This is a genomic window from Paraburkholderia sp. Cpub6 (assembly GCF_014201065.1).
Classification (GTDB): domain Bacteria; phylum Pseudomonadota; class Gammaproteobacteria; order Burkholderiales; family Burkholderiaceae; genus Paraburkholderia; species Paraburkholderia tuberum.
Genome location: NZ_JACHDM010000010.1, coordinates 62,007 through 87,061, shown reverse-complemented (window position 1 = coordinate 87,061; position 25,055 = coordinate 62,007). Strand labels below are relative to the sequence as shown.

20 protein-coding genes and 2 pseudogenes are annotated in these 25,055 nt (G+C 57.3%); 10 read left to right on the top strand and 12 right to left on the bottom strand.

All coding sequences use genetic code 11. The annotated features are described in order from the left end of the window. Nucleotides 1-103 precede the first annotated feature (103 nt). From HDG33_RS38290 to hutC, 4 genes and pseudogenes are all read left to right on the top strand, one after another. Nucleotides 104-232 (top strand): DUF6953 family protein, encoded by a 129-nt coding sequence (locus tag HDG33_RS38290; protein WP_409259035.1) that lies wholly within the window; start codon nt 104-106, stop codon nt 230-232. After that, a complete protein-coding gene (locus HDG33_RS38285) occupies nt 219-401 on the top strand; it encodes a DUF6953 family protein (protein ID WP_409259038.1) in 183 nt (60 codons plus the stop codon). The genes HDG33_RS38290 and HDG33_RS38285 overlap by 14 nt, the downstream gene beginning before the upstream one ends. A 15-nt stretch (nt 402-416) precedes the next feature. Beyond that, nucleotides 417-1,651: pseudogene (locus HDG33_RS18650) on the top strand (IS3 family transposase). A gap of 1,779 nt (nt 1,652-3,430) precedes the next feature. Continuing rightward, nucleotides 3,431-4,147 (top strand): histidine utilization repressor, encoded by a 717-nt coding sequence (gene hutC / locus HDG33_RS18645; RefSeq protein WP_184032049.1) that lies wholly within the window; start codon nt 3,431-3,433, stop codon nt 4,145-4,147. A 214-nt stretch (nt 4,148-4,361) separates the two neighbouring features. On the opposite strand, the gene HDG33_RS18640 is transcribed toward hutC, so the two are convergent. The 4 genes from HDG33_RS18640 to HDG33_RS18625 form a co-directional block, all read right to left on the bottom strand. Further along, complete coding sequence (locus HDG33_RS18640; RefSeq protein ID WP_311548342.1) at nt 4,362-5,630, bottom strand: MFS transporter; 1,269 nt, start codon at nt 5,628-5,630, stop codon at nt 4,362-4,364. Nucleotides 5,631-5,950: 320 nt separating this feature from the next. Further along, nucleotides 5,951-7,594, bottom strand: a complete 1,644-nt coding sequence (gene hutH / locus HDG33_RS18635; protein ID WP_184032047.1) for a histidine ammonia-lyase — start codon at nt 7,592-7,594, stop codon at nt 5,951-5,953. A 324-nt stretch (nt 7,595-7,918) separates the two neighbouring features. Further along, the gene (hutU, locus tag HDG33_RS18630; protein ID WP_184032045.1) at nt 7,919-9,607 is read right to left on the bottom strand and encodes a urocanate hydratase; all 1,689 of its coding nucleotides are present in this window, start codon (nt 9,605-9,607) and stop codon (nt 7,919-7,921) included. A gap of 58 nt (nt 9,608-9,665) precedes the next feature. After that, a complete protein-coding gene (locus HDG33_RS18625; RefSeq protein WP_184032043.1) occupies nt 9,666-10,670 on the bottom strand; it encodes an ornithine cyclodeaminase family protein in 1,005 nt (334 codons plus the stop codon). A 1,000-nt stretch (nt 10,671-11,670) separates the two neighbouring features. Between HDG33_RS18625 and HDG33_RS18620 the strand changes: the two genes are divergently transcribed. Further along, nucleotides 11,671-11,973, top strand: coding sequence for a carboxymuconolactone decarboxylase family protein (locus tag HDG33_RS18620; protein ID WP_260330488.1), 303 nt, complete (start codon nt 11,671-11,673; stop codon nt 11,971-11,973). A gap of 269 nt (nt 11,974-12,242) precedes the next feature. Here HDG33_RS18620 and HDG33_RS18615 read toward each other — a convergent pair whose 3' ends face one another. Then, nucleotides 12,243-13,010, bottom strand: a complete 768-nt coding sequence (locus tag HDG33_RS18615) for a DNA-binding domain-containing protein (protein ID WP_184032029.1) — start codon at nt 13,008-13,010, stop codon at nt 12,243-12,245. After that, complete coding sequence (locus HDG33_RS18610) at nt 12,994-13,896, bottom strand: DUF692 domain-containing protein (RefSeq protein ID WP_184032021.1); 903 nt, start codon at nt 13,894-13,896, stop codon at nt 12,994-12,996. The genes HDG33_RS18615 and HDG33_RS18610 overlap by 17 nt, the downstream gene beginning before the upstream one ends. A gap of 64 nt (nt 13,897-13,960) precedes the next feature. Between HDG33_RS18610 and HDG33_RS18605 the strand changes: the two genes are divergently transcribed. Next, nucleotides 13,961-14,215 (top strand): hypothetical protein, encoded by a 255-nt coding sequence (locus HDG33_RS18605; protein WP_184032019.1) that lies wholly within the window; start codon nt 13,961-13,963, stop codon nt 14,213-14,215. A gap of 199 nt (nt 14,216-14,414) precedes the next feature. Here HDG33_RS18605 and HDG33_RS18600 read toward each other — a convergent pair whose 3' ends face one another. Continuing rightward, nucleotides 14,415-15,557 (bottom strand): PLP-dependent aminotransferase family protein, encoded by a 1,143-nt coding sequence (locus HDG33_RS18600; protein WP_311548341.1) that lies wholly within the window; start codon nt 15,555-15,557, stop codon nt 14,415-14,417. A gap of 96 nt (nt 15,558-15,653) precedes the next feature. Continuing rightward, nucleotides 15,654-15,821 (bottom strand): annotated as a pseudogene (locus tag HDG33_RS38280) (GntR family transcriptional regulator); the annotation flags it as partial. 238 nt (nt 15,822-16,059) lie between these two features. On the opposite strand from HDG33_RS38280, the gene HDG33_RS18595 reads away from it, so the two are divergent. Further along, nucleotides 16,060-17,085, top strand: coding sequence for a hypothetical protein (locus HDG33_RS18595; RefSeq protein WP_184032015.1), 1,026 nt, complete (start codon nt 16,060-16,062; stop codon nt 17,083-17,085). Between the two features lie 961 nt (nt 17,086-18,046). Here the strand turns inward: HDG33_RS18595 and HDG33_RS18590 are convergent. From HDG33_RS18590 to HDG33_RS18580, 3 genes are all read right to left on the bottom strand, one after another. Continuing rightward, nucleotides 18,047-18,271 carry a DUF2798 domain-containing protein gene (locus tag HDG33_RS18590; RefSeq protein WP_184032013.1) on the bottom strand — a complete coding sequence of 75 codons (225 nt, stop codon included), beginning with the start codon at nt 18,269-18,271 and terminating at the stop codon, nt 18,047-18,049. Between the two features lie 286 nt (nt 18,272-18,557). Continuing rightward, entirely contained in the window at nt 18,558-18,905 is a 348-nt protein-coding gene (locus HDG33_RS18585) for a hypothetical protein (RefSeq protein ID WP_260330487.1), read from the bottom strand. Between the two features lie 109 nt (nt 18,906-19,014). Next, the gene (locus HDG33_RS18580; protein WP_184032011.1) at nt 19,015-19,479 is read right to left on the bottom strand and encodes a pyridoxamine 5'-phosphate oxidase family protein; all 465 of its coding nucleotides are present in this window, start codon (nt 19,477-19,479) and stop codon (nt 19,015-19,017) included. A 100-nt stretch (nt 19,480-19,579) separates the two neighbouring features. Here HDG33_RS18580 and HDG33_RS18575 point away from each other — a divergent pair, with 100 nt between their 5' ends. Further along, nucleotides 19,580-21,004 (top strand): PLP-dependent aminotransferase family protein, encoded by a 1,425-nt coding sequence (locus HDG33_RS18575; protein WP_184032009.1) that lies wholly within the window; start codon nt 19,580-19,582, stop codon nt 21,002-21,004. Between the two features lie 191 nt (nt 21,005-21,195). Next, complete coding sequence (locus HDG33_RS18570) at nt 21,196-21,900, top strand: glutathione binding-like protein (protein WP_184032007.1); 705 nt, start codon at nt 21,196-21,198, stop codon at nt 21,898-21,900. A gap of 322 nt (nt 21,901-22,222) precedes the next feature. Here the strand turns inward: HDG33_RS18570 and HDG33_RS18565 are convergent, their stop codons facing one another. After that, on the bottom strand, nt 22,223-22,759 hold the full coding sequence (locus tag HDG33_RS18565; protein ID WP_184032005.1) for a peroxiredoxin-like family protein: 537 nt from the start codon (nt 22,757-22,759) through the stop codon (nt 22,223-22,225). Between the two features lie 239 nt (nt 22,760-22,998). Between HDG33_RS18565 and HDG33_RS18560 the strand changes: the two genes are divergently transcribed. Next, nucleotides 22,999-24,603, top strand: coding sequence for an EAL domain-containing protein (locus tag HDG33_RS18560; protein ID WP_184031999.1), 1,605 nt, complete (start codon nt 22,999-23,001; stop codon nt 24,601-24,603). The last annotated feature ends 452 nt before the right edge of the window (nt 24,604-25,055 follow it).

Sequence of the window (25,055 nt, the reverse complement as noted above, 5' to 3'; positions counted from 1 at the left end):
CGGGTCGGATGCATAAGTTGACAGGGCGAGGAGCGATGCGCTCGCCAGGTGCGCCGTCGCATCGGCGTGAGATCGAGCGGCGATTCTGGGAGCAAATCGTAAGATGACTGCGTCGGACGTTGCGCGATGGATGTTGGGCGTGTTGGAGCGAGACGGGTGCATCTACCAGGACGACGTGGTGGATAACCTCGTAAAGGTGGCGCGGGAAGACCTCGCGACTGAAAAATACTGACGGCGATCTAGTGGTCGGTAAGCAGGTGCTCGCTCGGTTTCGGAAGCTCCCCGACACCACGGTTGTATGGGTTAAACCGGATCGCTACTGGCGATATCGGGCTGCTGAAGAGGAACCGTGTGGGCCGGCCCCCGCGAAAACCGGACACTGGGTAACGCTTAAATTATGAGGTAGTCTTCCGCCTATGTTTAAGCCCAGTCACAACGTGGAACCCGTCGAAGTTCTAACCCAGCCGGAGCAGCGCCGCCGGCGCTCTGTCGAAGAAAAGTTCGCAATAGTGCGCGAGACGTTCGGGCCTGGCGGCTACTGTTTCGGGCGTTGCGCGTCGCCATCAGGTGAATGCCAACCGGGTCTTTGCCTGGCGCAAGCTCTATCAGGATGCAAGCCTGTCGGCGGTCAGTGCCGGCGAACAGGTTGTACCGGCATCGGACCTGGCTGAAGCGATGAAGCAGATTCGCGAACTCCGGAGATTGCTGGGAAAGAAAACAATGGAGGTGGAAATCCTCCGTGAAGCAGTGGAGTATGGTCGAGCAAAAAAATTGATTGCGCGCTCACCATTGCTGCCGGGGGACGACCGTTGAAGACGGTTTGTGAAGTCTTGGGTGTGTCGCGCTCGAATCTCGCGGTCAAGTTGAGGCGCCCCGCCGAATGGGACGACCGGCGCAAGAAGCCCGCTCTGGATGACGTGTCGCTTGTCGCTGAGCTTCGAGAGCTCGTCGCCGACCTGCCGACGTATGGCTACCGCGTGCATGGGCGCTGCTGCGGCGAAGCCGGGACGCGCTGTGCCAACCGCGTGTCGATGCAAAGCGGGTGTACCGCGTCATGCGCGGCCACGGCTCGCTGCTCGAACGTCGGCCTCGTTACGCTCCGTCTGCGCGTCGGCACGACGGCAAGGTCGCCGTGGACAGAAGCAACGTGCGTTGGTGCGCGGACGGTTTCGAATTCCGCTGCGATGATGGTGCGCCGTTGCGCGTCGTCTTTGCTCTGGACTGCTGCGACCGGGAAGCGATGAGCTGGGCTGCGACCACGGGCGGTTACACGGGCGACATGGTGCGGGATGTGATGCTTCAGGCGGTCGAAAGCCGCTTTGCCGGTGCCTCGGCGGCTGAGAGCGAAATCGAGTGGCTGAGCGACAACGGTTCCTGCTACATTGCCGATGACACGCTGACGTTCTCGCGAAAAATCGGTCTGAAGCCGGTCACGACACCGGTGAGAAGTCCGCAGAGCAATGGGATGGCCGAGAACTTCGTCAAGACGACGAAGCGCGATTACGTTTCGTGGATGCCCAAACCTGACGCGAGAACGGCGCTGCAAAACTTGGCCATCGCGTTCGACCACTACAACGAGTCACATCCACACAGCGCCCTGAAATACCGCTCGCCACGCGAGTTTCGCCAGCAAACAAATTCTCCAACCTAAGCGTGACCGCGTGTCCGGTCATGCAGGGGCAAGTCCAACGGGGCGTGAGGCATGCGGCTGAGTCGGGAGAACTCGGCCCCACCGCCCAAGGGCTGGATTCATACCACATCGAACAGATTCCCCGACGCAAAGCCTCGTATAGCCGTCTAGATAAGCGAAAGAAATGTTAGAGACAGGAGCTTACAACAATCTCATGCCCTCGCACGGCAACTGTCTGCCACTCGTGTTGTGCGATGCTCACCGTCACATGTACCGAAAGAATCGATCGCATTTCGGAACTGCGGTGTACGTCGGATATAGACGACCCGCCATCAATCGTCTCGATCATGTGGTCGCCGCCGGCTCAACGCCTATTCGCGAACTGCTTTAGCGGCAAGTGCGTGTCGTAGCGCCGACCAACCGCACTGCTTCAACTCCAGCGGTTCAGCGCAGCGCGCTGGGAAACACGGCGTCGTGAGACGCCCCGGCCCGGCGCTACGCCGGGCGCCTCTGAGACGAACAGCTTTCCCGCCGAAATCTCGAATATATCGGTGTGAATTCTCGACTTCGAAAAGTCTTTTGATATTTGTAACGATCAATTTTAGCCCTCGCGCGAAATTTTGCCGAGTGGAAGGCGATGCTCTCGCGAGCTCGTTCGCCGCAGAAACCGGGCAAATGTCCAGCGCTTTGCGCCGACAATCGTGCCTGTTCGGCTGGCCGGCGCGCGCGAGAGGAAGCAATCGCTGATGACCGGAACTTGGTCCGTGGCAGTCCATTGCGTTGCACCGCAGCAACGTTCCGATGCCCCACTTGTGCGGGTTTCCCCCAATTGGACCTATACTCAAACCGTCTCCTCCGTATCACCTCCCGATATGGATTTAGCCCGCTTCGTGCGGGCATTCTTTTTTGGGATACCCCCGCGCGACAGGTTCAAATCGGGAATCTCAAAAAGCGTTCTGGCGCCGGAAAGACGAGTCGCGTCGGCGGACCTTTCGGTCCCGAGTCGTCTGTTCAGCTACTCAAATCCCATTGGGTGTGAAAATTCATTCGACGTCCCACTTTACTGACGTGCTGCTAACGGCGATGGAAACCGTTGACAACCAACCTGAAGTGAGCTTGCGAATCGTCGCGGCGTGACGTTTAGCGTGGTGCTTCCGAACGGCACGGTCACCTGCGTGATCGCCCTGACAGCGCTGGAAACGTATTTTTGGCTCGAACCTCGAGCTAGCGACGCCCACGTTCTCAGGAGAATCTATACTTTTCCTTACAGGTAGCACGAGGGCGATGAGCGCGTCGCGCGTGAACGCTGCCCCTCGTCGCCACGTCGACCTTGATGAGCGGCTTCTCCCACGCCCCCAAGATTGTTGCACTGCGTTGGTCTGCGCGGAACGGATCGTAACGGTTTAAAGTTGGAATTCGGCAGCGAGCCGCCTGTTACGCCGTCTCGGTTCGCCTATCTACGTTGGACCTAGTAGAGATCTCCCAAAACAGCCTCAGGTCCGTTGCTGCAAGAGGCGCACAGGTTCCAAGGGCCACCGCGCACGGCCCGGCAAGGACCGGTCAGTATTCCTTCTGGAAGACAGCCGCGTCCACCCGAAAGCATGTCCGAAGCTGCATTGATGACGCGATCCAGCCGGATGGCAAGGATTCTCTCTGAACGCAGCTCCGTGATTTCCGGATGTCTCGCCACCGATAACGCGGCGGTCACTGCCACAAATTCGATTCTATTCCTGTCCGAGACTCGAAACGCTGCCTGAATGCCGATACAATTAGCAATTTGGTCCCCGAAGACATCCACGTATGAATGCGGAAAAGAATGGGACGACAGCGACGCCAGCCTATCAGCAACTGAAGGACTACGTTCGGAAGATGATTGAAACGGGGCAGTGGCGCCTGGGTGACATGATTCCAACAGAACTCTCCTTGGCCGCCGAATTTGCGTTGTCGCGAATGACCGTAAATCGCGCACTACGCGAACTCGTGAGTGAGAATGTCCTGACACGCGTACGTGGTCGCGGGACCTTTATCACCGATCGTCGCTATCAATCGACCTTAATCGAGATCCGCGGTATTGCCGAGGAGATTCGCTCACGGGGCGACGCGCATCGCAGCAAGGTTCTGCTCCTTGAAGCGACTCACAACGCCGCCGCCCTGCAAACCCTTGAATTACCACAAAACGGTACTGCATTCCATTCACGCATCGTGCATTTCGAGAACGACGTGCCGATACAATTCGAGGACCGTTACGTCAATAGCCTCATATTCCCGGACTATCTGGACCAAGATTTCGAGTCCGAGACGCCAAATGAGTACATGATGCGCGTTGCGCCCGCACAGGGGGCGGAATACTGGATAACGGCACGTAAGACCAATGCGATGGTCAGACAGGCTCTGATGATGCCAATAGGCGAACCATGTCTGGTACTGCGACGAAGGACAGAAGCCCAACGACAAATTGCAAGTGATGTCACTCTTTGGCATCCGGCTAGCAGATACAAACTTAACGGTAGATATTGAGCGTTGCGAGCGTGACAAGATCGGTCTCCGATCTCAATACACCCGCCCTCCTTTGTCGCGCCAGGCGCCGAAAAGCCGATTCGGACGCTAATTGAGTTGAACTTCTCCTGCAAACGGGGCCCGAACTCTCCGACAGGGCGCATCACGGGAAGCACATGGAGCGCCCGCTGTTCACTCCGAAATGGACAGCGAGGCTCGTGACATAGTGAAGGTGTTAAACAGCCTGACTCCGCTGTCCGGCATTCCCTTCATCTAGCTGTGAGCGAAGGCACTGGAAGCGGCGCAAATCAGCCGCTGGATGGATGAGGCACGCGGCAATCAGACCGAGTGCAGCCACCAGCAGTCCGGCATCGATGTAACCCGTCCGGAAGCCCTCGGCCGCGTCGGCACCAACGTCGACAATAATGCCCATAGCAATAGGTGCGATCAGGCCCGCGATAGTGTGAATCGAGTTCGTTATACCGAGCATTGCACCACGTTGCGACGGCGGGCTGATTTCCCCGATCAACGTTGATCCGAGCGTAAAAATGACGCTACCAATCGAAAAGCTCACAGCGATTAGCGCCACTTTCAACGGTCCCATCGGCACCAGCGGCAGGCACACCATCGCCGCGCCAGCGGTCATGACACAAGCACAACCAAACAGCCCACGTGAATAGCGGCTGGAATAACCAGCTTTCGTCATGCCCTGAGAAATAAACGCGCAGAATGGTGCAAGGACCATCTGTGTCACCGACGGAAGCAACACGACCCAGGCTGCGTATGAGGGCGTCAAATGCAATCCCCGGATCAAATAGTTCGCGAGCCAAACGATATTCAGCGCGATGATCCAGTAAGCGGCGAATCCAGCGATAAACACGCCTAGTGCGGTACGGCTAAGCAGCAACTGCATGTACGGAATTTTCAGCGTCGAACTCATGCCGTCTGTCGCACCGCGGTCCAGCGGACCGTCCTTCCCAAGCATAAACCACACGACGGCCCAGCAAAAGCCAGCCACGCTCAGCACCATGAAAGCAGCATGCCAGCCAAAATGCACAATGATCCATGTAAGCAGTGGCGCGACCACGCCTGTCCCAAACGCCGCACCACATGCGACCACGCTGCTCGGCACTGCGCGTCTGGCATCCCCGAACCACTTGTAGACCGCGTGGATCGCGATCGGGAATGCAGGTCCTTCGGCCGCGCCAAGCACCACGCGGCTGGCGAGCAATACGCTGAAATTCACGGCGCCCGCCATCGGTAACAACGTGATAGCCCAGACGATGCTCATTGTGAGCATGATGACCTTGGTGCTGACCCGGTTCGACAGAAAGCCGACCGCTATGCCGGAAATCGAGAACAGGATGAAAAAGGCACTGCCCAGCGCGCCGAACTGCGCGTGTGTCAGGCCCAGCTCCTTCATGATCGACGTGCTAGACAAGCCGATGACGGCCTTATCGGCAAAGTTGACCAGCATGAACAGGAAGACCATGACGACGATCACCCATGCTCTGCGAGAGTCATCGATTCCATGCATAACATAGCTCCACATAACTACAACACTGACCGGACAGAATCGTGTGTTTTTGGCAGGTTGCATTTGGCCATCAGAACGACTCGGCCCCAATCATGTTTGGCGCCATTGTAGTCCGTCTTTCTCACCGATATGTCTGGCCGCCTTCGTCGATGCGCTCTCGGCCGACATCCTTCAGCCGCCGGGCTTTGCGTGTCTCGCGCTCCTCTGCCTACAATGGCCGTTCATCTCCGACCTCAAGAGCAAAGCCTTCTGGCTTAGCGCGAGGTTACCTCTTCTGCGCATCGCATTCAGTTGGGATAGTGCTTCAGGAAGATGGCGGCCTTCTGAAATTCCGGCGTAAACGGCCTGTCAGTGTCCCGAAAATTCACTATGCGTCGGAACGCACCGATGAACATCTCAGTCTGGGGCGATGCTGAGAAGCCACCCGGTTGTTGCATCCGCAGGTCAACCGCTTGGGCAGCAGACACTAATTCGATGCCAAGCAACTGAAAATGATTGTCGATTTCGGTACGTACGCGGCGCACCACCTGCGGTGCGTTCGTCGCAATGTCTTCGATATCTCCCGCCACCGGCAGATAGTCGAGAGAGACGGGCATCGCGAGTTCTTTATTCGCCGTGGCAAGCACGACCGGAGGCTTTTCCATCGCGCCGAACGCATGCAGCGTGTTGTCAGTGCCCAGAAAGCGGCTCAGATGCGTGAATCGAGGGTCGTTGAGCTTGATTATCTGCTGTGCGGATGCGAGGGAATTGTGCGCAATTGCAATGCCCATTTCTTCGAACGTCAGTACGAACGGCAGTGGTTCGAAGTTCGCAGTTGGCAGAACTGCACCCGTGACACCGTCTCGGCTCACGTAGCTCCGCCTGGCCTGATAAAGATCCGACGTCGGCTTGACGCCTAACGAGACGCCCGGATTGTCGTCCGAGGAGTTCAGTTGAATCATGATTTGATCGCGCGCTTCCTCAGAGCTGCGGTCAAGTTCAGCCAGTAGGTACGGTGCGTCCCGGAAGCTGAGCGGATCCTGCAGTGCTCGGGCATCGTCCCGTAGCCATAATGAGCTACCAGCGAGGATTGAACGTAGCGCCGCACCGGTCCGCATTACCTGCGGAAACGGATGCAACGATAGCGAATCCTCAAGAAACGGCGAAACGTTGCCATTCAGACCCTGTAGAGCGACTGCGTAGACCAGCTTGGCCATCTTGTTCAACTGCGTTAGATCGACAAGTGCGAGACTCGCCATGCCGGTCGTATAGGCGTTTGAACTGAGAACGCCGAGCGCGTCCTTTCCCCATGGCTTGATCGGCTGGATATCTTCTTCGGAGAGTGCATGTGACGCATCAGTCTTCGCGCCACGGTAGTAAACGTCGCCCTCGCCCATCATCGTCAGACCGACGTGCGCCAGCAGCGTAATGTCCGCTTCACCCATAGAACCGTTCGACGGTATCGCAGGCGTAATGCCGTGGTTGAGCAGCTGCGCATACATGTCCACCACCGCTGGTTGGACGCCTGCAGCACCGACTAGCATCTGGTTAAGACGCACCGCCATCGCAGCACGGGCATCGCGAATATCCATGTCGACGCCGACGCCTGCGGAGTGCGCGTGCAGCAACGCGGCGTTGAAGCGCGTCGATGCGTCGATGACCTCAGGTGTCAGCCGGCCCTTGGCATCGACCATCTGGCGATCCTTATTCAGGCCGACACCAACGGTCAGGCCGTAGATGCGCTGACCATCCGCAGCTGCAGCCAGCACGACATCGTGTCCCTTTGCGACGCGTGCAAGAGAGGAAGCGGGAACTTCAACAGTCTCACCATCAGCAACGCGCGCAATTGCTTCGGGCGTAACGCTAATTCCGTCGAACGTGACGGCAGCTTGGCATGAAAGCGATGCGAGAACCACCGCGATGCCGACCACATAACGAAAGGATCTTCGCATTTACTTGTTCTCACGTTTCTTGGTTTGAGACGAGACGGATTTTCGACAAACACCCTCGCGATGCTGCGATAAGACCGGCCAAGCGTATGTGCATCGATATTTCTGACAGCGTCATCGACGAACTGAGTCGCCAGCAGGACCAGTCGAATCTCGTGAAGGTTCGCAGACCGCTTCGAAAGTTCAGTATTCGAAACGACACTTTCTCTACTTTTTCTACGTTCGCCGACGACACCGCGAACTGAGGATTTTTTCGCCCTTCCGCGAGGGCAACGCCATACAGCGCCTGTGCGCAACTCGTGGTGGTGGTCGTGCGCTTGCTGATGGTCAGCGGCCCAACATCGGCAGCCTAAGGCCGGCTTCGCCGGCCGTCTTCTGCGCGAGCTCGTAGCCGGCGTCCGCGTGACGCATCACGCCGGTGGCCGGATCGTTGAACAGCACGCGGCCGAGGCGCTGGTGCGCGGCATCCGTGCCATCAGCGACGATCACGACGCCCGCGTGCTGCGAGAAGCCCATGCCGACGCCGCCGCCATGATGCAGCGACACCCACGACGCGCCGCCTGCCGTGTTCAGCAGCGCGTTGAGCAGCGGCCAGTCGCTCACCGCATCTGAGCCATCCTTCATCGCTTCCGTTTCGCGGTTCGGGCTCGCCACCGATCCCGTATCAAGGTGATCGCGGCCGATCACGATGGGCGCCTTCAGCTCGCCCTTCCTGACCATTTCATTGAACGCCTGGCCAAGACGATAGCGATCCTTCACGCCGACCCAGCAGATACGCGCTGGCAAGCCCTGAAACGCGATGCGCTCGCGCGCCATGTCGAGCCAGTTGTGCAGGTGCGGATCGTCGGGGATCAGTTCCTTGACCTTCGTATCGGTCTTGTAGATGTCCCCGGGATCACCCGACAGCGCGACCCAGCGGAACGGCCCCTTGCCTTCGCAGAACAACGGGCGGATATACGCGGGCACGAAGCCGGGGAAATCGAACGCGTTCTGCACGCCCATTTCGAGCGCCATCTGACGGATGTTGTTGCCGTAGTCGAGCGTGGCCGCGCCGCGCTGTTGCAGCGTCAGCATCGCCTGCACCTGCGCCGCCATCGAGTGCTTCGCGGGCGTCACGATGCTCTGCGGGTCCGTCTTCTGACGCTCGCGCCAGTCTTCGATCGTCCAGCCTTGCGGCAGGTAGCCGTGAATGGGGTCGTGCGCGCTCGTCTGGTCGGTCACGCAGTCGGGCGTGATGTTGCGCTTCACGAGTTCCGTGTATACATCGGCGGCATTGCCGAGCAGGCCCACCGAAACGGGCGTGCCCGTCGTCTTCGCTTCATCCATCATCGCGAGTGCTTCGTCGACCGTCTTCGCTTTTTTATCGACGTAGCGGGTCTTCAGGCGGAGGTCGATGCGCGTCTCGTCGCATTCGACGGCGATCATCGAGAAGCCCGCCATCGTCGCCGCAAGCGGCTGCGCGCCGCCCATGCCGCCCAGGCCGCCCGTCAGAATCCAGCGACCCTTCGGATTGCCGTCGAAGTGCTGGTTCGCGACCGAGAAGAACGTCTCATACGTGCCCTGCACGATGCCCTGGCTGTCGATATAGATCCAGCTGCCCGCCGTCATCTGGCCATACATCATCAGGCCCTTGCGGTCGAGCTCGTGGAAGTGATCCCAGTTCGCCCAGTGCGGCACGAGATTCGAATTTGCGAGCAGCACGCGCGGGGCGTCGGCATGCGTGCGGAACACGCCGACGGGCTTGCCCGATTGAACGAGCAGCGTCTCGTTCTCTTCGAGGTCCTTCAGCGACGCGAGGATCTGGTCGAAGCAATCCCAGTTGCGCGCCGCGCGGCCGATGCCGCCATACACGACGAGCGCATGCGGATGCTCGGCCACTTCGGGGTCCAGGTTGTTCTGGATCATCCGGTACGCGGCTTCCGCAATCCAGGTCTTGCAGATTTTCTCCGTGCCGCGCGGTGCGCGGATCGTGCGGGTCGGGTCGAGACGCGGGTCGATGTGCTTTGGATGGTTCATGATATTTCCGAACGAGGTGCAGGAGGGACCGGTTCAGGTCCGAATGTTCATCATCGAATCACGCGAAGCGCAGCGTTTGACCGATATCCAGTTTCTTCGCTTTTTCCAGCAAGGCATGCCCGAGTGCGATATCACTCAGGCTAAGACCCCGATGCCAGAAAAGAATGGTTTCGTCATCGCTTTCGCGTCCCGGCTTCACGCCCGCGACGATCTGGCCAAGTTCGGCGTGCAGTGTCTTTTCACTCAGTTTGCCTGCCTCGACGTGCGCCCGCAGCGCACCAAACGGTAGACCTTTCCTGCATTGCCCCCAATCATCGACAATCATCTTGTCCATGATGTCCGTCAACGTGAACTCGACGGCACTCATCGTGCCGTACGGCACCACGAAGGCTCCCTTTTTGATCCACTCGGTCTTGAGTAGTGGCTCCGGGGTCGGTAGACGAGATGCCTCGACAACGATATCCGCATCTCGTACACACGCTTCCCAGTTATCGACGACACGTACTGGCTTGTGAAGATCGTTCGAAAGCCTCGCTGCAAACGCGTAGCGGCTTTCTGTACGCTTCGAGTGGACGCGAATTTCCTCGAAATTGAAGAAGTGATCGAGCAATCGCACATTCCAGTAAGAGGTTCCGCGTGCTCCGATGTGCGCGAGCACCTTGCTGTCCTTGCGCGCAAGGTACTTCGCGCCGAGCGCAGTTGTCGCGCCGGTGCGCATGTCAGTGATCGAGGTCGCGTCCAGTATTGCTTTCGGAACGCCGGTTTGCGGATCGAACAGATTAAGAAGAGCCAATTCTGACGGAAGGTCGTGCTTATAGTTGTCAACAAAGTCTCCGACCGTCTTGACGCCCGCTAGGCCCAACGGATGGATCACACCGCGCAGCACATTGAAATGCCCCTTTTCGGAGTTTTCCGGAATCAGATGCACGCGCGGCTCAATTACGGTTTGCCCCCGGCCCTGTGCGTCCAATCCCTTCTCGACCGCGTCCAGGATTTCCCGATCTGTCAACGCCAGATGAGCAATGTCTGGGCCGTTGAGATACGTGAGATAAATAGATTGCATTTAGTTGTTCTCCGATCGTGGATATGGGACTGGTAAGGCTCATACGTCGCGAGCAGCAGTCAGCCGATATCGAAGCCTAGCAAGGTTGGCATTTCATGTCTATACATTTACGTCGCTTCGTGCGGCGCTCCTTATTCATGGGCGTTTCAGATAGAGCAACCCTCGCATATGTATATACTTTATGTTTTGCAGCCGGGATACCCGATTCCTGGCCCCGGACCGCGGCGCGACGCCAACGCATTCGCGTCAGCGAAGTTGGAAAGGCATTGAGGGCCTGACACGCGTGTCCAACCAGGCTAATCGGTGATGGGAGAGATGATTCGCCCACACCCGCAGAATTCTTCCAGGCAAGCGTCGACGGAGGGGAGAGCGGGCGGCACGAGTAGCGACACATCGCTTGCGACCAGTACGCGGCGGGCAGCCGGAACCAATTCTCTCTTGACCTTGGAAGGCGCCGGAAGTGCTCGCCGACGTGCCTTGTCCATCTTCCACCGAGTTGTGAGGAAGACGGACGGCACCCACCGATACCGCCTTGAACCTGCTGCCGCGTCTACGGGAGTCTGAGGCTGACCCGCGACATGATGACCGGAATTCGCTCGCCGGGGATTCAAGTGAAGTGGCAGAGGCTGCGGCTTGCTCAACAAGCGCGGCATTCTGTTGCGTCATCCGGCAGCACGCTTCGCGACGACCTAGACGGATCGCTGCTGTCAACATCAGCAGCAGCGTTCAGCCCTAATTGCGCTCGCAGTCATACCCTGGATCAGACTCGATGCAACTCGGGTGGCAGTCTCGGCAAGCCCCTCCCATCAAGCTTCGTCCACACATGACATTTCCTGCGATCCACCGCATCGCGCGTCGCAGGCCCTGGAGCTTTGAAGCCCCATCGCTTCGAATTGCCCCAAGCAGCGCTGATGCGGCTGGACGAATCGGAACCAAATCGAGACCAAATAGAACCGGGCACTGGATATTATTCCCTCACCAACCTTTGAATTCGGAGAAAATGATGATCGACATGAAGAACCTCAGCCGCCTGAAGAAACTGGATGAAAACGCACCTGCAGCCGCGAAAACCTTCTGGGCGTTTAATGACGCGGCGTTCGCTGAGGGGGCGCTTAGCGTTCAGCAGAAGCAGCTCATCGCGGTCGCGGTCGCGTTGACAACGCAATGTCCTTACTGCATCGAACTGCATACCAAAGACGCTCGCAACGCTGGAGCAACCAGCGAGCAGCTTGCCGAAGCGGCTCTCGTTGCGGCAGCAATCCGTGCCGGCGGAGCAGTGACCCACTCCTCGCACTTGTTCTAGGAGTGATGCATCGCTTAGGACCCACGCGGCGGGCAGCCGGAACCAATTCTCTCTTGACCTTGAAAGGCGCCGGAAGTGCTCGCCGACGTGCCTTGTCCATCTTCCACCGAGTTGTGAGAAAGACGGACGGCACCCGCCGATACCAACTTGAACCTGCTGCCGTGTCTACGGGAGTCCGAGGCTGACCCGCGAAACGATAACCGGAATTCGCTCGCCTAGGATTCAAGTGAAGTGGGAGGCTGCGGCTTGCTCTGGCGGCGCGAGAGAGTTCAACCGGTGACAACGATTCCGTGATTGATCCACGCTTGCCAGTCTCGCTCGAAGTCAAAATTGCTGTCGCGCACCAGCGCGGCGTCGAGCGCATCGCCCATCGCGGCACCGTCGCGCAGATCATGTAGCATCGCGAATGCAGTCGGCGATATCACCATCACGTCGGGTATCCAGCGAGGTCGGACGACAACCATCCACTGTGGCCGTTCGTAGTCGCGCGGCTCAAGGTTCTGCCCAGAGTCGTGAGCCGAGAGCCAAAGATCCGCCGCGCTCGTCGAAGTATGCAACAGCTCAACGGCTGGATGAAGCCGGAGGGAAGAATTTTCCAGTGTCTCTCGCGTGCACCGCGCCTGTCCGTCCGCTGTCAGCGTTACAGCGTCGGCTGCAAAATACGCTCGATGCACAAGCCACTCGAGACGAGCAACGTCCGCCAGATAGCGATAGGTGGCTGTCGGAGGCCAGGCCTCGAGCAGTTCCGCCATCCGGCTTCCGAAACGGTTGAGGTCGCCGGACCAGGCCGGATCCGCAGCGCCGTACTCGCGTGAAAGCGATAAAAAGAAGTCGTCGCCCAACAGTTCGCGAAGCACGGGATAAGCGGATGCAAGAACCCTGTGCCACATCTGCCTCAGATTGTCCCGATAGAGTGCGACCCTCTTCCTGTTTTTCGCTTCGTCGCCGACGAGGACCTGCAACAAGCGCTGCTCGGCATTGACGTTCAGCAGGGCAGTCGCAAAATCGAGCTGTACATCTTCAAGAGTTTTGTCCATCTCTTCCTCCCCTGTCGAATGCTTCAGCAACCTTTCTGGCTGTCGACGCTTCGTCAAGAAGAACACGAATCGGAGGCACGTCGGTATCCCATTCGATAAGCGTTGGCACAGCCCCGAAGAGCTCGACCGCGTACCCGTAAAGCTGCCATACATCGGTTGATATCCTGTCGCCAGGGTGATTCACGACATAGTGCTCTGTGGACAGATTTCCTCCCAGATGTATCTCCGCGACAGCAGCCGGTGGGATACGCCCGAGCGCGTCGAATGCACTTTCACCGTGATTGCACTGGTTCACATAGAGGTTATTGATATCGAGGAGAATCGCGCACCCTGTACGGCGTACGAGTTCCCGGAGGAAGTCACTTTCCGTCATCTCGTCCTGTCGAAAGCGAACGTGGCTCGAGACGTTTTCGATCAAGATGTTCCGCTTCAGCACGTCCTGCATCTGGGCAACGTGCCGTGTCACCACATCAAGGGACTCCAACGTAAAAGGCAAAGGAAGCAAGTCGTGCAAATGACGAGTCAATACAGTCGACCAGCATAGATGCTCGGATACCAATGCTGGCTGAAATCTCTTAACCAGTGATGCGACCCGATTGAGGTGCTCAGGGTCTAGCGGTCCCGCCGACCCGAGACTGAGCCCTACGCCATGAAAACTCAACGGATAATCTCCCCTGACCTGCTCTAGAACATGCAGATCGTAGCCACCATCGCCCATGTAGTTTTCTGTGTGAACCTCTAGCCAATCGACCGACTGCTTTGCGGCGAGGAAGTCGGGATAATACTCATGGCGAAGACCTATGCCCACGCCAAGGTCACGAGTCGGGCGTATTGCACTGGACGCGCAAACGGGCGTTGACTCGAGCAGTGAATGTCCGGATTCCATGATTACGTAACGCCTCCTTCACCAACAGAAAATCGCCGGCGGTATTGCTGATACGGTTAAGTGTATGGTGAAGATGGACAACGCGATCGCCGGCGAGATGTCCGCCAGCTGCGTCTCTGTGTATCGGGTCGCGAGAACTGCCTGCAATCGAGAACCCACTGATTGCACTGAGCCGCTGTCCCGACCATCCGGCGAGCCGATTACCGCCCAGCACGCCTTCTCTGAAGCCGGAACCGTCAGTGCTGGCCGCCTCATCGTCGAGATTCGACCGCAGTTCGCCCACGTCGGCGACGAATTTGTTATCAACTCGCCAGTTTAGAAGAATGGCCACCGCTCGACAGGTACAAAAATCGAATATTCGACTGGGACATAAACATGGTCCCGCCCAACGTGAAGTCCCTCAATGACCAAGGCCCGGGAAGCGGGCGCAATAGTGTCCCAGCAGCGCAATAGTGACCGGTGACTGACAGGCGGCCGATGGTCTTCCTTGGAAGTGTCACGACACTGTGTCACGGTGTTCATTCGCTACGACAGTAGGCGAAGCGAACGATTTGGCTCTGCCAACCCGCGGTGAGCAGGCTGATACCCTTGGTGATGTCTTGCACTGGTGTTCCGCCAAAACCGAACACCAGCACATTGGACGCACGCCCGGCGCTGGAAAATGTGTCTCCCCTGTATATGCCAACACCTTCTTCATCCGCTACGTGGCACAGAGAGTCGATGTCGTAACCGTGATTCACTCGGGCGGAAATGTGCAGTCCACACGTCGAGTCCAAGGGTGTGAGCCATGTGGAGAGACGGGCTCGGATCGCCTCGAGCAGAATCGCGCGCCGCCTCTTGTACTCCACACGCATGCCGGCCAGATGGACAGCGAAATCGCCACTTAACATGAACTGCAACAAGGAATTCTGAACGAGCATCGACGTTTGCCTGTCTACTATCCATTTCGCCCTTCTAAGGCTATCGAGCAGCCAGGGAGGAGCGACAATGAAGCCGAGCCGGTAGGCCGGCGCCAAGGTCTTTGACAGCGAACCCAGGTAAACGACGCGTTGTTCCCTATCAGCCGACTGAAGGCACGGGGATGGCATTTTGCCGTGATAAAACTCGCAGTCGTAGTCATCTTCGAGAATCACAAAATCGTCTTTGGCTGCGCGTTCAAGCAGCGCTTTCCGCCGCGCCGGCGTCAGGGTAACGCCCAACGGAAACTGGTGATTGGGCGTGCAGTAAAGTCCGACTATTCCACCGGGAATCTCATCGACCTTGACTCCCTCCTCGTCCACTTGAAGCGGGAAAGGTTCGCTTCCGGATAGCCGCACGATCTCCGAGACCACAGGAAAACCGGGATCTTCCACGCCAAACGACGTTCCCGGCCCCAGCAATAGTCTCGACAGAAGATCAAGAGATTGGTGAGTGCCGGTGGTAATAACGATATCAGCGCCGGTACAACGAACCGATCGAGATTGCCGCAAGTAGGCCGCAATCCGCTCGCGTAGGCGCACATCGCCTTCTGGCGGACCATATTCCGAAAGGCGTCCCGGCTGCATATCTAAAGGCCACCGAGCTAAGCGCCTGCGCCGGAAAATCTGTTCAGCTTCTTCAGAAACTTTTCCGGGCCGAAAATCTACATCAACGTCCTTGTCCTGCAGCACGAATGTCTTCACTGGAAGACGCTCGGACCATTCAGCCAGACGCAATCGTGACCCGGAACTTATTACCGGAGAACTACTGTGTTGTGGAACGGTACGTACGTATAAACCCGAACCGACGCGGGCCTCCAGCCAGCCTTCCGCTATCAATGCAGCGGTAGCCTCTCTTATCGTGTTGCGAGACACCCCGAGCTGGATCGCCCAAGTTCGGGATGCAGGCAGACGCTGGCCCGCTTCCAGTCGCCCGTCTGTCAGGGCAGAGTAGATGCCTTCGTACACTTGCTGCTGGATCGGACCCACTCCGTCTAGCCTAATTAAAAGGTCGTCCACGCGGCCTCCCTCTGAATTTCACATTTCCGTCGACCGTTCGTTTTCCCAGACGAAGGTTTTTCTACGGCCCAATTCACGTGGGCAACATCGGCCCACGTCCACAACTGCCAAATCGTAGAATCGTTGAGCGTCATCTACGCGGCATATCTCCGCGCCTGCTCGCGGTGAAACATTCGGAATCACGACTATGAACTCTACGATTGCACGAGCTGATCGGACCTCCTCACTCTATTGGCACTTTGCACCGACCGTGCTGGCGCTGGGTTATCCGTGGTATCTCACGAAATTCTACGAATCGACCGGCAACCACAGTACCGTCGGGGCGTTGTTCGCTATAGCATTGGTATACGCGGTGCCTGCTAGCGCGTTTGTCAGCCTGTTGACGCTCGCCCGGCTCGACGTAAGTGGAAGGCACGCGGTCATTTTGCGTCGTCTTGCGCACCTGACATTCGCCTCACCGCCGCTGTATGTAATCCTAGGCGTTCTGCTATACCTCATGAAAATAAACGGCGCAGACGGAAAGGTCTGGCTCGGTTTGTGGTCTGCCGTGATTGTCGGCAGCCTATTGACACTTTCCACTGAGCGGAGTGATACCGTCCTCTCGCGACCGACCGTGAACACGAGTCGTGTCCGTGTGCTTCACGGCATAGCATCCGTCGCAATCATCGCAGTGTACCTGTTTCCTCATCTGGGTAACCACGCCGTCGGCATCTTCGGCACTGACGTCCATAAGTCCGTCATGCTTGTGTTGCGCCACGTTTACCGGGCAGGGTGGCTTGAACCTATTCTGATCGCACTTTTTTTCTTTCAAATCGTAAGCGGACTGGTACTCTTGGCGCCGAAGCTTAACCTCAAGCAGGACTTTCTCGCAGCAGTCCAGACGGCAACCGGGGCGTATCTTGTCATTTTCATTGCCTCGCATATTAATTCTGTATTCATCCTCGCCCGTTACTTCGGCACAGATACCGACTATGCGTGGGCAACTGATGAACCCACAGGTCTGATTCGCGACGCGTGGTCGGAACGCCTGATTCCTCACTATTCACTCGGCGTGTTATTTATACTTTCGCATATCGCCTGTGGACTTCGGACTGTTATGTTGGCGCACGGTGTAAGTATCCAAAAAGCAAATCGAATCTGCTGGACCCTTATCGCCGCTAGCTCTGTGTGGACTGTAATCATCGTGGCAGGGATGCTCGGCGTTCGCATCTAAACTTGTTCTCGCGGGGCCGGCCTGCGAGAGCGAACCCTTCATCCGGCGAAAAACCAATCGGAGATGTTGCGACCGCCGGCGGCTCGCCGGAATCTTTCGCAGAGAAAACCGTAGAAACCTGGTTGCCGCTCGTGAGAATTGATTGGTGTCTTGCGAGCAGTTCGGTCTGACTTCCTGTCAGTTGCGGCTCGCCCACATCATTGCGTCGAGACAATCGCACTCCGGCAGCTTAATCGTGCTCAAATCTGCCCATAGACATAGAGATTCCGGGCGCAGGAGTAACGGTGGTCCTGATAAGAGACACGCTGTTACCACCGTTGCGAGTGGCGACTTTTCTGCACTTCCGCACGGCAAGCCGCGCGAGGGTGGCGAGTCAACACTCGCGCACTACACCTTTGTACGCTGCATGAGACGGAGATTCGCGTATCGCGGCCTGGCGCAGCGTTCTATGCCGCGACAGCGGGCTTCATCCCCGCTGTGGACACAAGTTAATTGAACGCTCTACCTTCAGCTATTCAGCCTGGTTGGCCGATTCCAGCAGACCTGGCCCCGACCACGGACTGCAGTGTGCTGCGCTCGTGACGCCGATGCCCGCCGGTAGTCTAGGAAGACGACATCAGCAGTCGGTGCCGATACCAACGTCGCAGCGTACGTACCGCGAAGCCCGACTCGGCTCCAGTTTCGCATTCAATAACAGTCGCGCGAGATATCCCCCGGGAGAAACTCGTGCAGCGAACCGCTTTGAACGGCCTGATCAGATCTGTACAGAATCGACCGTTACTGCCGCAAGCTCCGTGCGGAGACCGTACCAGACGTGCTGCAGCAAAGGGACGATTACGCCGCCGCGCGCCATCAAGGCGGTCAACGCCAATTCGCGCGGAGGGACGTCGCCGTCTTGCAAAAATGAGATCCCTCATTACCGGGCATATTGCGGCAGCTCAAAGCAGGGATCCGGAGCAAGTTAACTCGCGATTCGGTCCGCAAGCCTGCGAATGAACGGGGCCGCAGTCACGACAACAGGAAGCATTGTCAGCCATGAAATACCCCATGACGTCAGCCAATGCGGCACAAACATGCCGCCTTTGAGAAACGAGATGCTCGCAATCGCGGCAGCAATGCCACTAGTCAGCCCCGATTGAAGAACGCCAAAAACGAAGTGACTATAACGAGACGAGATCTTCAGCATACTGATCACCTTTCGCATATTTCGACGTAGCACGTTTGCGCGTCGTATCAGGAGTCTTCACTGTATGCTCAGTCGATGCCTTTCACCAGTCTGCCCCGAAGCAAAAGAATGCTCATTCGTCTCATCACATCCGTTGCCGACGCCCGTAGTGCCGCCTCTCAAGAGAGTCACACACCCCCGCATGCCTTGAGATGGTCGGCTACACGAGCAGCAAGAGTCCTCGTAGTTAATGGCCTTGGAGCAGTCGCCCGAGGTCGGGGGCCCTTGACGACAGCGTCAACCACAATCAGTCCGACAAGCACGTCTGGTCAATCAATCGCTGGGCGGCGCTGAACCCGGCCATGAGCGCAGCGGCTTCCGTTCCGAACAGCTTTTTGTTGTCGTTTGTCACGCGAATCGGAAGCGTGAGCGAGTTCGGCATCCCCTTACCCGCGATGCTCACGTTTGCGACAAAGCCGATGGGCAGCGACGGCACGGCGCTGCCTGTGGATTCCCACACGGGTTCAAGGTCTACGGATACTTCAAAACCCTTGTAGCGATATGTTCTTTGCATGTCATGTGGCGAACAAATTCCCTGCGCCTTAGAGTGTAAGTGTTGCTCGGCGCTAGTGTCTGAGGAGGATACAAATAACATCAAAGGTGATTCCTTTTTGGTCTTCGATGTCAGCAGCCGTACCTGATGACCGGCTTATCCCCGGCGGTCCCTCATAGTCGTCCGCAACGGTCTCACCTACTACAGTGCTTTAATCCCGCTTCCGGACACCGTATTTCGCCATATACACTTCACGGAGTGTTTCTTCCGATGCTCTCTCTCCGAAGAGGTAGGCAGGGGAAAGAAGCGGTAGCGCCTCATGCACGTCGACGCGGACAACATGATTAACCGGATAATCCAAGCCGTTCGTCCGCCAAACCCACTCGGCGACATACTCTCGATCAACATCCCCAGCAGCCAGGACACTTGCCCTCCCGTTGAAACGGTACCCACGCCGGGCGAAGACGTCGACTACGTTAATCGAGATTACCGGATTACGCCGGACATTTTTGATGGTTCGAGGCGAGGCAATATCCGCGAAAAACAATGCGTCATTGCGTGCGATAAGCGACGCTTTCGGCGAAAGATTTGGCGATCCATCTTCGTTTACCGTCGCGACGAACGAAAGGATCGTTCGCTGGATCACGTCGAGCATGTCGGCGTTAAGAATCGGCATCGTAAGCTCCTAAGTACCAGCGGCGGAGTGCCACCAAGGCTTATACTATGAATTCGATGGCATATCGCATAGAGCCAAGACTCGGCGCGCTCACCAGGCCATGACTCGCACACAAACAGGCACTCTATCTCCACTGGACCCGGCTTCTAAGGAGCCCTTCTACCGGCAAGTCTATGTACGATTTCGCAACGCAATCACCGATGGCCGCCTTGCTCCGGGCGACCGGGTGCCGTCGGCTCGCGCGTTGGCCACAGAGTTGGGCTTGTCCAGGGGAACCATTGAGACGGCCTACTCGACCTTAATAGCGGAGGGATACTTCCAGCCTCGCGGCCAGGCGGGCACCTTTGTTGCGTCTGGCCTGAAGCCGCCGGTGTTGTCGCGAGCAGCTTCAGAGGCGCCCTCCGCTTACGCCGCCTGTACGGTGAACTTGCGCCCGGCTTCAATTATGCCGCTGCAGATGGGACTACCGGCACTAGACGCCTTTCCTCGACGGCTCTGGAGCCGCCTAGCCGCGCGCTGCGTACGGGCCGCACAGATCTCCGATCTGGTGTATCCCGCCGCGCATGGTCTGGCGGCGTTGCGGGGTGCGATCGCAACGTACCTTCAACTCGCACGTGGCATAGAATGCTCGCCCGCGCAAATTTTCATCACATCTGGATATCGCAACACATTGGAGTTGATCGTCCATGCGCTCCTCGAACCGGGCGATCATGTATGGATCGAGGATCCTGGCTTCCCCCCTACAAAGTTGTTGTTGCAACACACAAATATTTCAGCCACCCCCATCCCGGTCGATGAAGAAGGGCTGAACGTCGCGCATGGAATTGCCACTGCATCACGTGCGCGTGCGGCCATTGTTACGCCTGCACATCAGAGTCCCCTTTGCATGTCGTTGTCTCTACCGCGCCGTCTGTCACTGCTCGAATGGGCGTCAAAAAACAAGGCGTGGATTGTAGAAGACGATTACGACGGCGAATACCGATACGTCGGCCGTCCGCTACCTGCTCTCAAAAGCCTTGATCGACACGGGCGCGTGCTCTATGCGGGCACCTTCAGCAAGGTTCTGTTTCCGGGTATTCGACTGGCATACCTCGTCGTACCCGAAGCAGAAATCGAACGTTTCGAGCGCGTCAGCCAGATCTTTTCATGCGGCGGTCCGCAACTCACGCAGGCCATAGTCACCGACTTCTTGACCGAAGGTCATTTTTCCCGCCACATCCAGCGCATGCGCAAGCTGTACGGCGAGCGCAGGCGAGCGGCGGCGACCGGCCTGGAGCGAATCCTCGGCGCGCACATGCGTATTGATCCACAGCCAGGAGGAATGCACCTAGTACTTCGCATGCGGCGTGGCCGTTCTGATCGTTCCCTCGCCGAACGAATACGCGCTCACGGTATGTATGCGCAAGCGCTGAGCGACTGGAGCATCGGTAGACACGTAGAACCGGCCCTGCTACTCGGATTCACTAACATCGACTGTGAGATCACCGCCGAAAAACTCGGACGGCGCATACTGAAACTCATGTGAGTGTTCTGATGACCCATAAAACAAAGCAATTTTTGACTCTGTGCTTCTGGGCCATCACCGTGCAAGATGCAAACCGCGTAGCTGTCTATCGTTAGGATGGCGCGCAAAGAGCGGTACGCCGCCGACCAATGAGACCGCACACGCGGCGGTCCATCCTCCCATAAACACTGCTCCTTGGAGCGAGTCCACCGATGAACGATCTTTCCGCCTTCCCCATAACACGCAAATGGCCCGCACAACACCCTGATCGCATCCAACTGTATTCGCTACCCACGCCAAACGGTGTCAAGGTCTCGGTGATGCTTGAGGAGACGGGACTACCGTACGAACCACATCTGGTGCGCTTCGATACTAACGATCAGATGTCGCCCGAATTTCTTTCGCTCAACCCCAACAACAAGATTCCGGCAATCCTCGATCCGGCAGGGCCCGATGGCAAGCCGCTCGCCCTCTTCGAATCAGGCGCCATCTTGCTCTATCTCGCCGATAAGGCAGGGCAGTTCATCCCGGATGACCCGGCAGGCCGTTACGAAACGATTCAATGGCTGATGTTTCAAATGGCCGGCATAGGCCCGATGTTCGGTCAAATCGGATTCTTTAACAAGTTTGCCGGGAAGGATTATGAGGACAAACGCCCACGCGATCGATACGTTGCCGAATCGCGGCGCTTGCTAAACGTGCTCAATGGCCGCCTTGCCAAGCGCTCCTGGATCATGGGTGACGCGTACACGATCGCTGACATAGCCACCTTTCCGTGGGTACGAAATCTCGTCGGCCTCTACGAAGCTGGTGAACTGGTCGGTATCACTGATTTCCCGCATGTAACGCGTGCATTTCAGACATTCCTCGCGCGCCCAGCCGTCGTAAAGGCTATCGATATCCCGAGCCGCTCATAGAACACACCGCGTCGCGCGGCGACCATCGCGGCATACGAAGAATGAACGGCGCCTACGAGCACCCAGCGAGTGGTTAGCGCCTAAATTGGCGTTTCGGTGCCGCCCTGCAGCATGAACCTGTCCCTGAGACCATATAGTCAGCGCTAGTTCGATGACGCGCGTTTGTTCGCGGAGAACAGTGGTCCCGTTGACGGATCCCGGGGTCCCGCCGTTGCTGACGCTGCCTTCCGGACGCAGGACGTTGTCTCCGCGCATCCGGTCCACTGTGAGCGCCTGTCCCTTCACGGTGAGCGCTCGAACTATCACGAACCGACCTCAAAGCTCATAAGTCACCCGTGTACTCGCCGCGCGCCGGGTAATCATGCTGAATCGCAAAATCCAGAGCCTGGAGTAGCTCCTTAAAATTGGGGCGCACAAACGGCATAGACTGGACGGAAAGATAGTAAATGGTCCGATCTGGACGCAGCAGGAACAAGCCAGGCTCCGAGAACATCTCAGGCTCATCGACCCCGATGGATGTTTTGCCACGTGATGTGGAAATATAAAGTCCCCACTTCCGAGCTTCCGATAGCGACAATCCATAACCGATGCGCAAGCTGTTAGCTCCTACCTTTTTCTGCATGTCTCTCGCGCGAGGTTCGCTATCGGAACTGATGGCGATCGTCGTAATTCCTCGCTCAGCGAATTCTGGCGTGAGTCGTTCCAGCTCTTTTAGATACATTGCACAGATGGGACAATGAAGCCCCCGATAAAAACAAATCAGCGTCATTCGCTCTGGAACTTCCAAGGCGAGATCGAACGAGCCGTGCTCCAAAGTATCGACGACAAGTTCAGGTGCCGTCTGACGAGGAAAAAGCATCGCGCAACTCCTTTCATAAACAATGATTCGCGCCGACTGACGCGAGCGCTCTACTCTCGCACATTTCTTAGAACGGTAAATCCGAAAGACATGACAGAAAGTCCAGCGTTATGCGCTAACTGCAACTCTTTAGCGCACCAGCGCCGTCGTGGTTGGCCTCGGACTCGATCTGAGGTATGTTCTTGCAGTTCGCTGCCGTCATTACTCAATGTAGAGGTGTCCCTCCTTGTCCCCGAAAGATGTCCGATCCCCATAAGAAGATTGCAAGAAAGGCCGAACTCTCTAAGATCTCATCTTCTTTTCGGCGTTTGTCATCGAGAGCAACGCTGGGCGCCATGGTCGCCGGTGCTGCCGTCCTTATGTTCATTGCCATCGGCGTGGGTGAACATCTCGCAACGCTCGCACTCCGCGAAAACGAGCGGCTGATCGGCAATGACCTGGCTGCGTCGGTCGACAAGGTCCTTGACGGCGCGAGCACCAGCAGCCGGGCAAATGTAAAAACACTTCCAGGGTCGCCTTGCATCGAGGTCGAGCGCAAGCTCGCAGAACTGGAAACGCATCTGCGCTACGTACGCACAGTCGCACTCGTCGAGAATGGCAGGGTGTACTGCTCTTCCGCATTGGGACCAATAGATGTCCCTCTGTCGGCATACGTGCAGGCTCGACGTCGCGCAAAAGACATCACACTTCTTGCGGAAACGCCGTTTCAACCAGGTGTACCAGTTCTCGCCGTTTTCAGTTCGACCACGAGCAACAGCGGTGTGCTATATATCATTGAGGGCGAATATCTCAGCGACGTTCTGGTGCACGGGGTCAGATATGGAGCTGAGCGTGCGGCCTTCGCAATTTCAGGAAACGGAGTGCTTGATGAAAAAGGGCGGTTCCATACAGCAATCGATGCTGACGCCCCTTACTCAACGGGTGTTACATCCCGCGCTTGGCCGTTCACGATCCTCGTAGCATCGTCGCCCAGCCTGATGACACGCCAGCGCTGGGCCTTCGCAGTGGCTTCAGGTGCCATAGGCTTACTCGTAGCCGGTCTCATTGCGGCAATGTATTTGCTCGCCTTTGCGCCACGTCGGTTACTGCTGGCGGCGGTTCGGCAAGGACTAAAACGCAAGGAGTTCCATGTCGTTTATCAACCTATCGTCGCCGTGTCTGACCGCAGCGTGGTGGGCGTCGAGGCCCTGCTTCGCTGGCACCACGCGAAGTGGGGACCAATCAGTCCGGCGATCTTCATGGAAGAAGTCGAGTCTAGCGACATGCTCGAAGAGGTGACTCGCTTCGTTCTTCAAACGGCACTCGCGGAAATGAGCGCCCTGACACCGGCCTTCCCCTTGAGAATTGCTGTCAATATTGCGCCGCGTGATCTGCAGCGCAAGGGTTTCGTTGCAGAAGTTGTAGCCGCAGTCAGGAGCTTGCCGCCGAATACCACCTTGGTGCTCGAACTCACCGAGCGATTTTTGCTCTCAGAAAGCGCCCTAACATCGGCCGCGTTCTCCGCACTGAGAGCCGAGGGTGTGAGATTCGCGATTGACGATTTCGGGACCCAGTACAACAATCTCGACTTGCTTGGTCGCTTTCCCTTCGACTACCTCAAGATTGACCGGAAGTTCGTCAGTCAGGTTGATACCGTCGGGGCCGACCTGATAGCCGGAATCGTTGCGCTCGCTCGACCTTTCGGCGTCAAGGTCATCGCTGAAGGTGTGGAGACCCAATCACAACACGACGGCCTGGAGTCGGTCGGAGTTCCTTACGCTCAAGGATATCTATATCAACGGCCAGCAACAGCACAAAGCCTGGCAACATCAATCTCTTCGTCCGCTGCGAGTGCGCAACATTAACGTGGAACCCAATTAAGACGCAGTGATCGACGCGAAAACTTTCCGATACGTTTGTATTAAGTCTTACTTGATAAAATTATGGCATACTGCGTATTCTCAGATTCCTGGACCAGAGGGCCTCGGAATTCCAGGAATCCTTTTGGCCGGCAAAGCCGTGCGCCGGCCTCTTTCTGCTCCCGTCGTCTTCCAATTTTCACCAAACGGTTCCAACCCGACTCTAACCAGTGACATCTAAACGAGCGTAGCGCGCGACACCACTCATGCATTCCTCACGACTGCAAGCCGGAAGAAGGACACCATATAGATCGAACTGCATCGTCCCATCGCAAATGAGGGACAATATTCTTTTCGATTTGCGGCACTGAAAAGATATCATCGACCGCACCATTGCTTGACCGCACCAATCGTTACTGCGTAACATCGACACCACCTGACTGCACTTATACATAACG

Bases quoted from the DNA above. Each gene is read 5' to 3' on its own strand.
- HDG33_RS38290 (WP_409259035.1), top strand. From the start codon at position 104: ATGACTGCGTCGGACGTTGCGCGATGGATGTTGGGCGTGTTGGAGCGA.
- hutC (WP_184032049.1), top strand. From the start codon at position 3,431: ATGAATGCGGAAAAGAATGGGACGACAGCGACGCCAGCCTATCAGCAA.
- hutH (WP_184032047.1), bottom strand. From the start codon at position 7,594: ATGCGAAGATCCTTTCGTTATGTGGTCGGCATCGCGGTGGTTCTCGCA.
- hutU (WP_184032045.1), bottom strand. From the start codon at position 9,607: ATGAACCATCCAAAGCACATCGACCCGCGTCTCGACCCGACCCGCACG.
- HDG33_RS18625 (WP_184032043.1), bottom strand. From the start codon at position 10,670: ATGCAATCTATTTATCTCACGTATCTCAACGGCCCAGACATTGCTCAT.
- HDG33_RS18620 (WP_260330488.1), top strand. From the start codon at position 11,671: ATGATGATCGACATGAAGAACCTCAGCCGCCTGAAGAAACTGGATGAA.
- HDG33_RS18615 (WP_184032029.1), bottom strand. From the start codon at position 13,010: ATGGACAAAACTCTTGAAGATGTACAGCTCGATTTTGCGACTGCCCTG.
- HDG33_RS18610 (WP_184032021.1), bottom strand. From the start codon at position 13,896: ATGGAATCCGGACATTCACTGCTCGAGTCAACGCCCGTTTGCGCGTCC.
- HDG33_RS18605 (WP_184032019.1), top strand. From the start codon at position 13,961: ATGGTGAAGATGGACAACGCGATCGCCGGCGAGATGTCCGCCAGCTGC.
- HDG33_RS18595 (WP_184032015.1), top strand. From the start codon at position 16,060: ATGAACTCTACGATTGCACGAGCTGATCGGACCTCCTCACTCTATTGG.
- HDG33_RS18590 (WP_184032013.1), bottom strand. From the start codon at position 18,271: ATGCTGAAGATCTCGTCTCGTTATAGTCACTTCGTTTTTGGCGTTCTT.
- HDG33_RS18585 (WP_260330487.1), bottom strand. From the start codon at position 18,905: ATGTTATTTGTATCCTCCTCAGACACTAGCGCCGAGCAACACTTACAC.
- HDG33_RS18580 (WP_184032011.1), bottom strand. From the start codon at position 19,479: ATGCCGATTCTTAACGCCGACATGCTCGACGTGATCCAGCGAACGATC.
- HDG33_RS18575 (WP_184032009.1), top strand. From the start codon at position 19,580: ATGACTCGCACACAAACAGGCACTCTATCTCCACTGGACCCGGCTTCT.
- HDG33_RS18570 (WP_184032007.1), top strand. From the start codon at position 21,196: ATGAACGATCTTTCCGCCTTCCCCATAACACGCAAATGGCCCGCACAA.
- HDG33_RS18565 (WP_184032005.1), bottom strand. From the start codon at position 22,759: ATGCTTTTTCCTCGTCAGACGGCACCTGAACTTGTCGTCGATACTTTG.
- HDG33_RS18560 (WP_184031999.1), top strand. From the start codon at position 22,999: ATGTCCGATCCCCATAAGAAGATTGCAAGAAAGGCCGAACTCTCTAAG.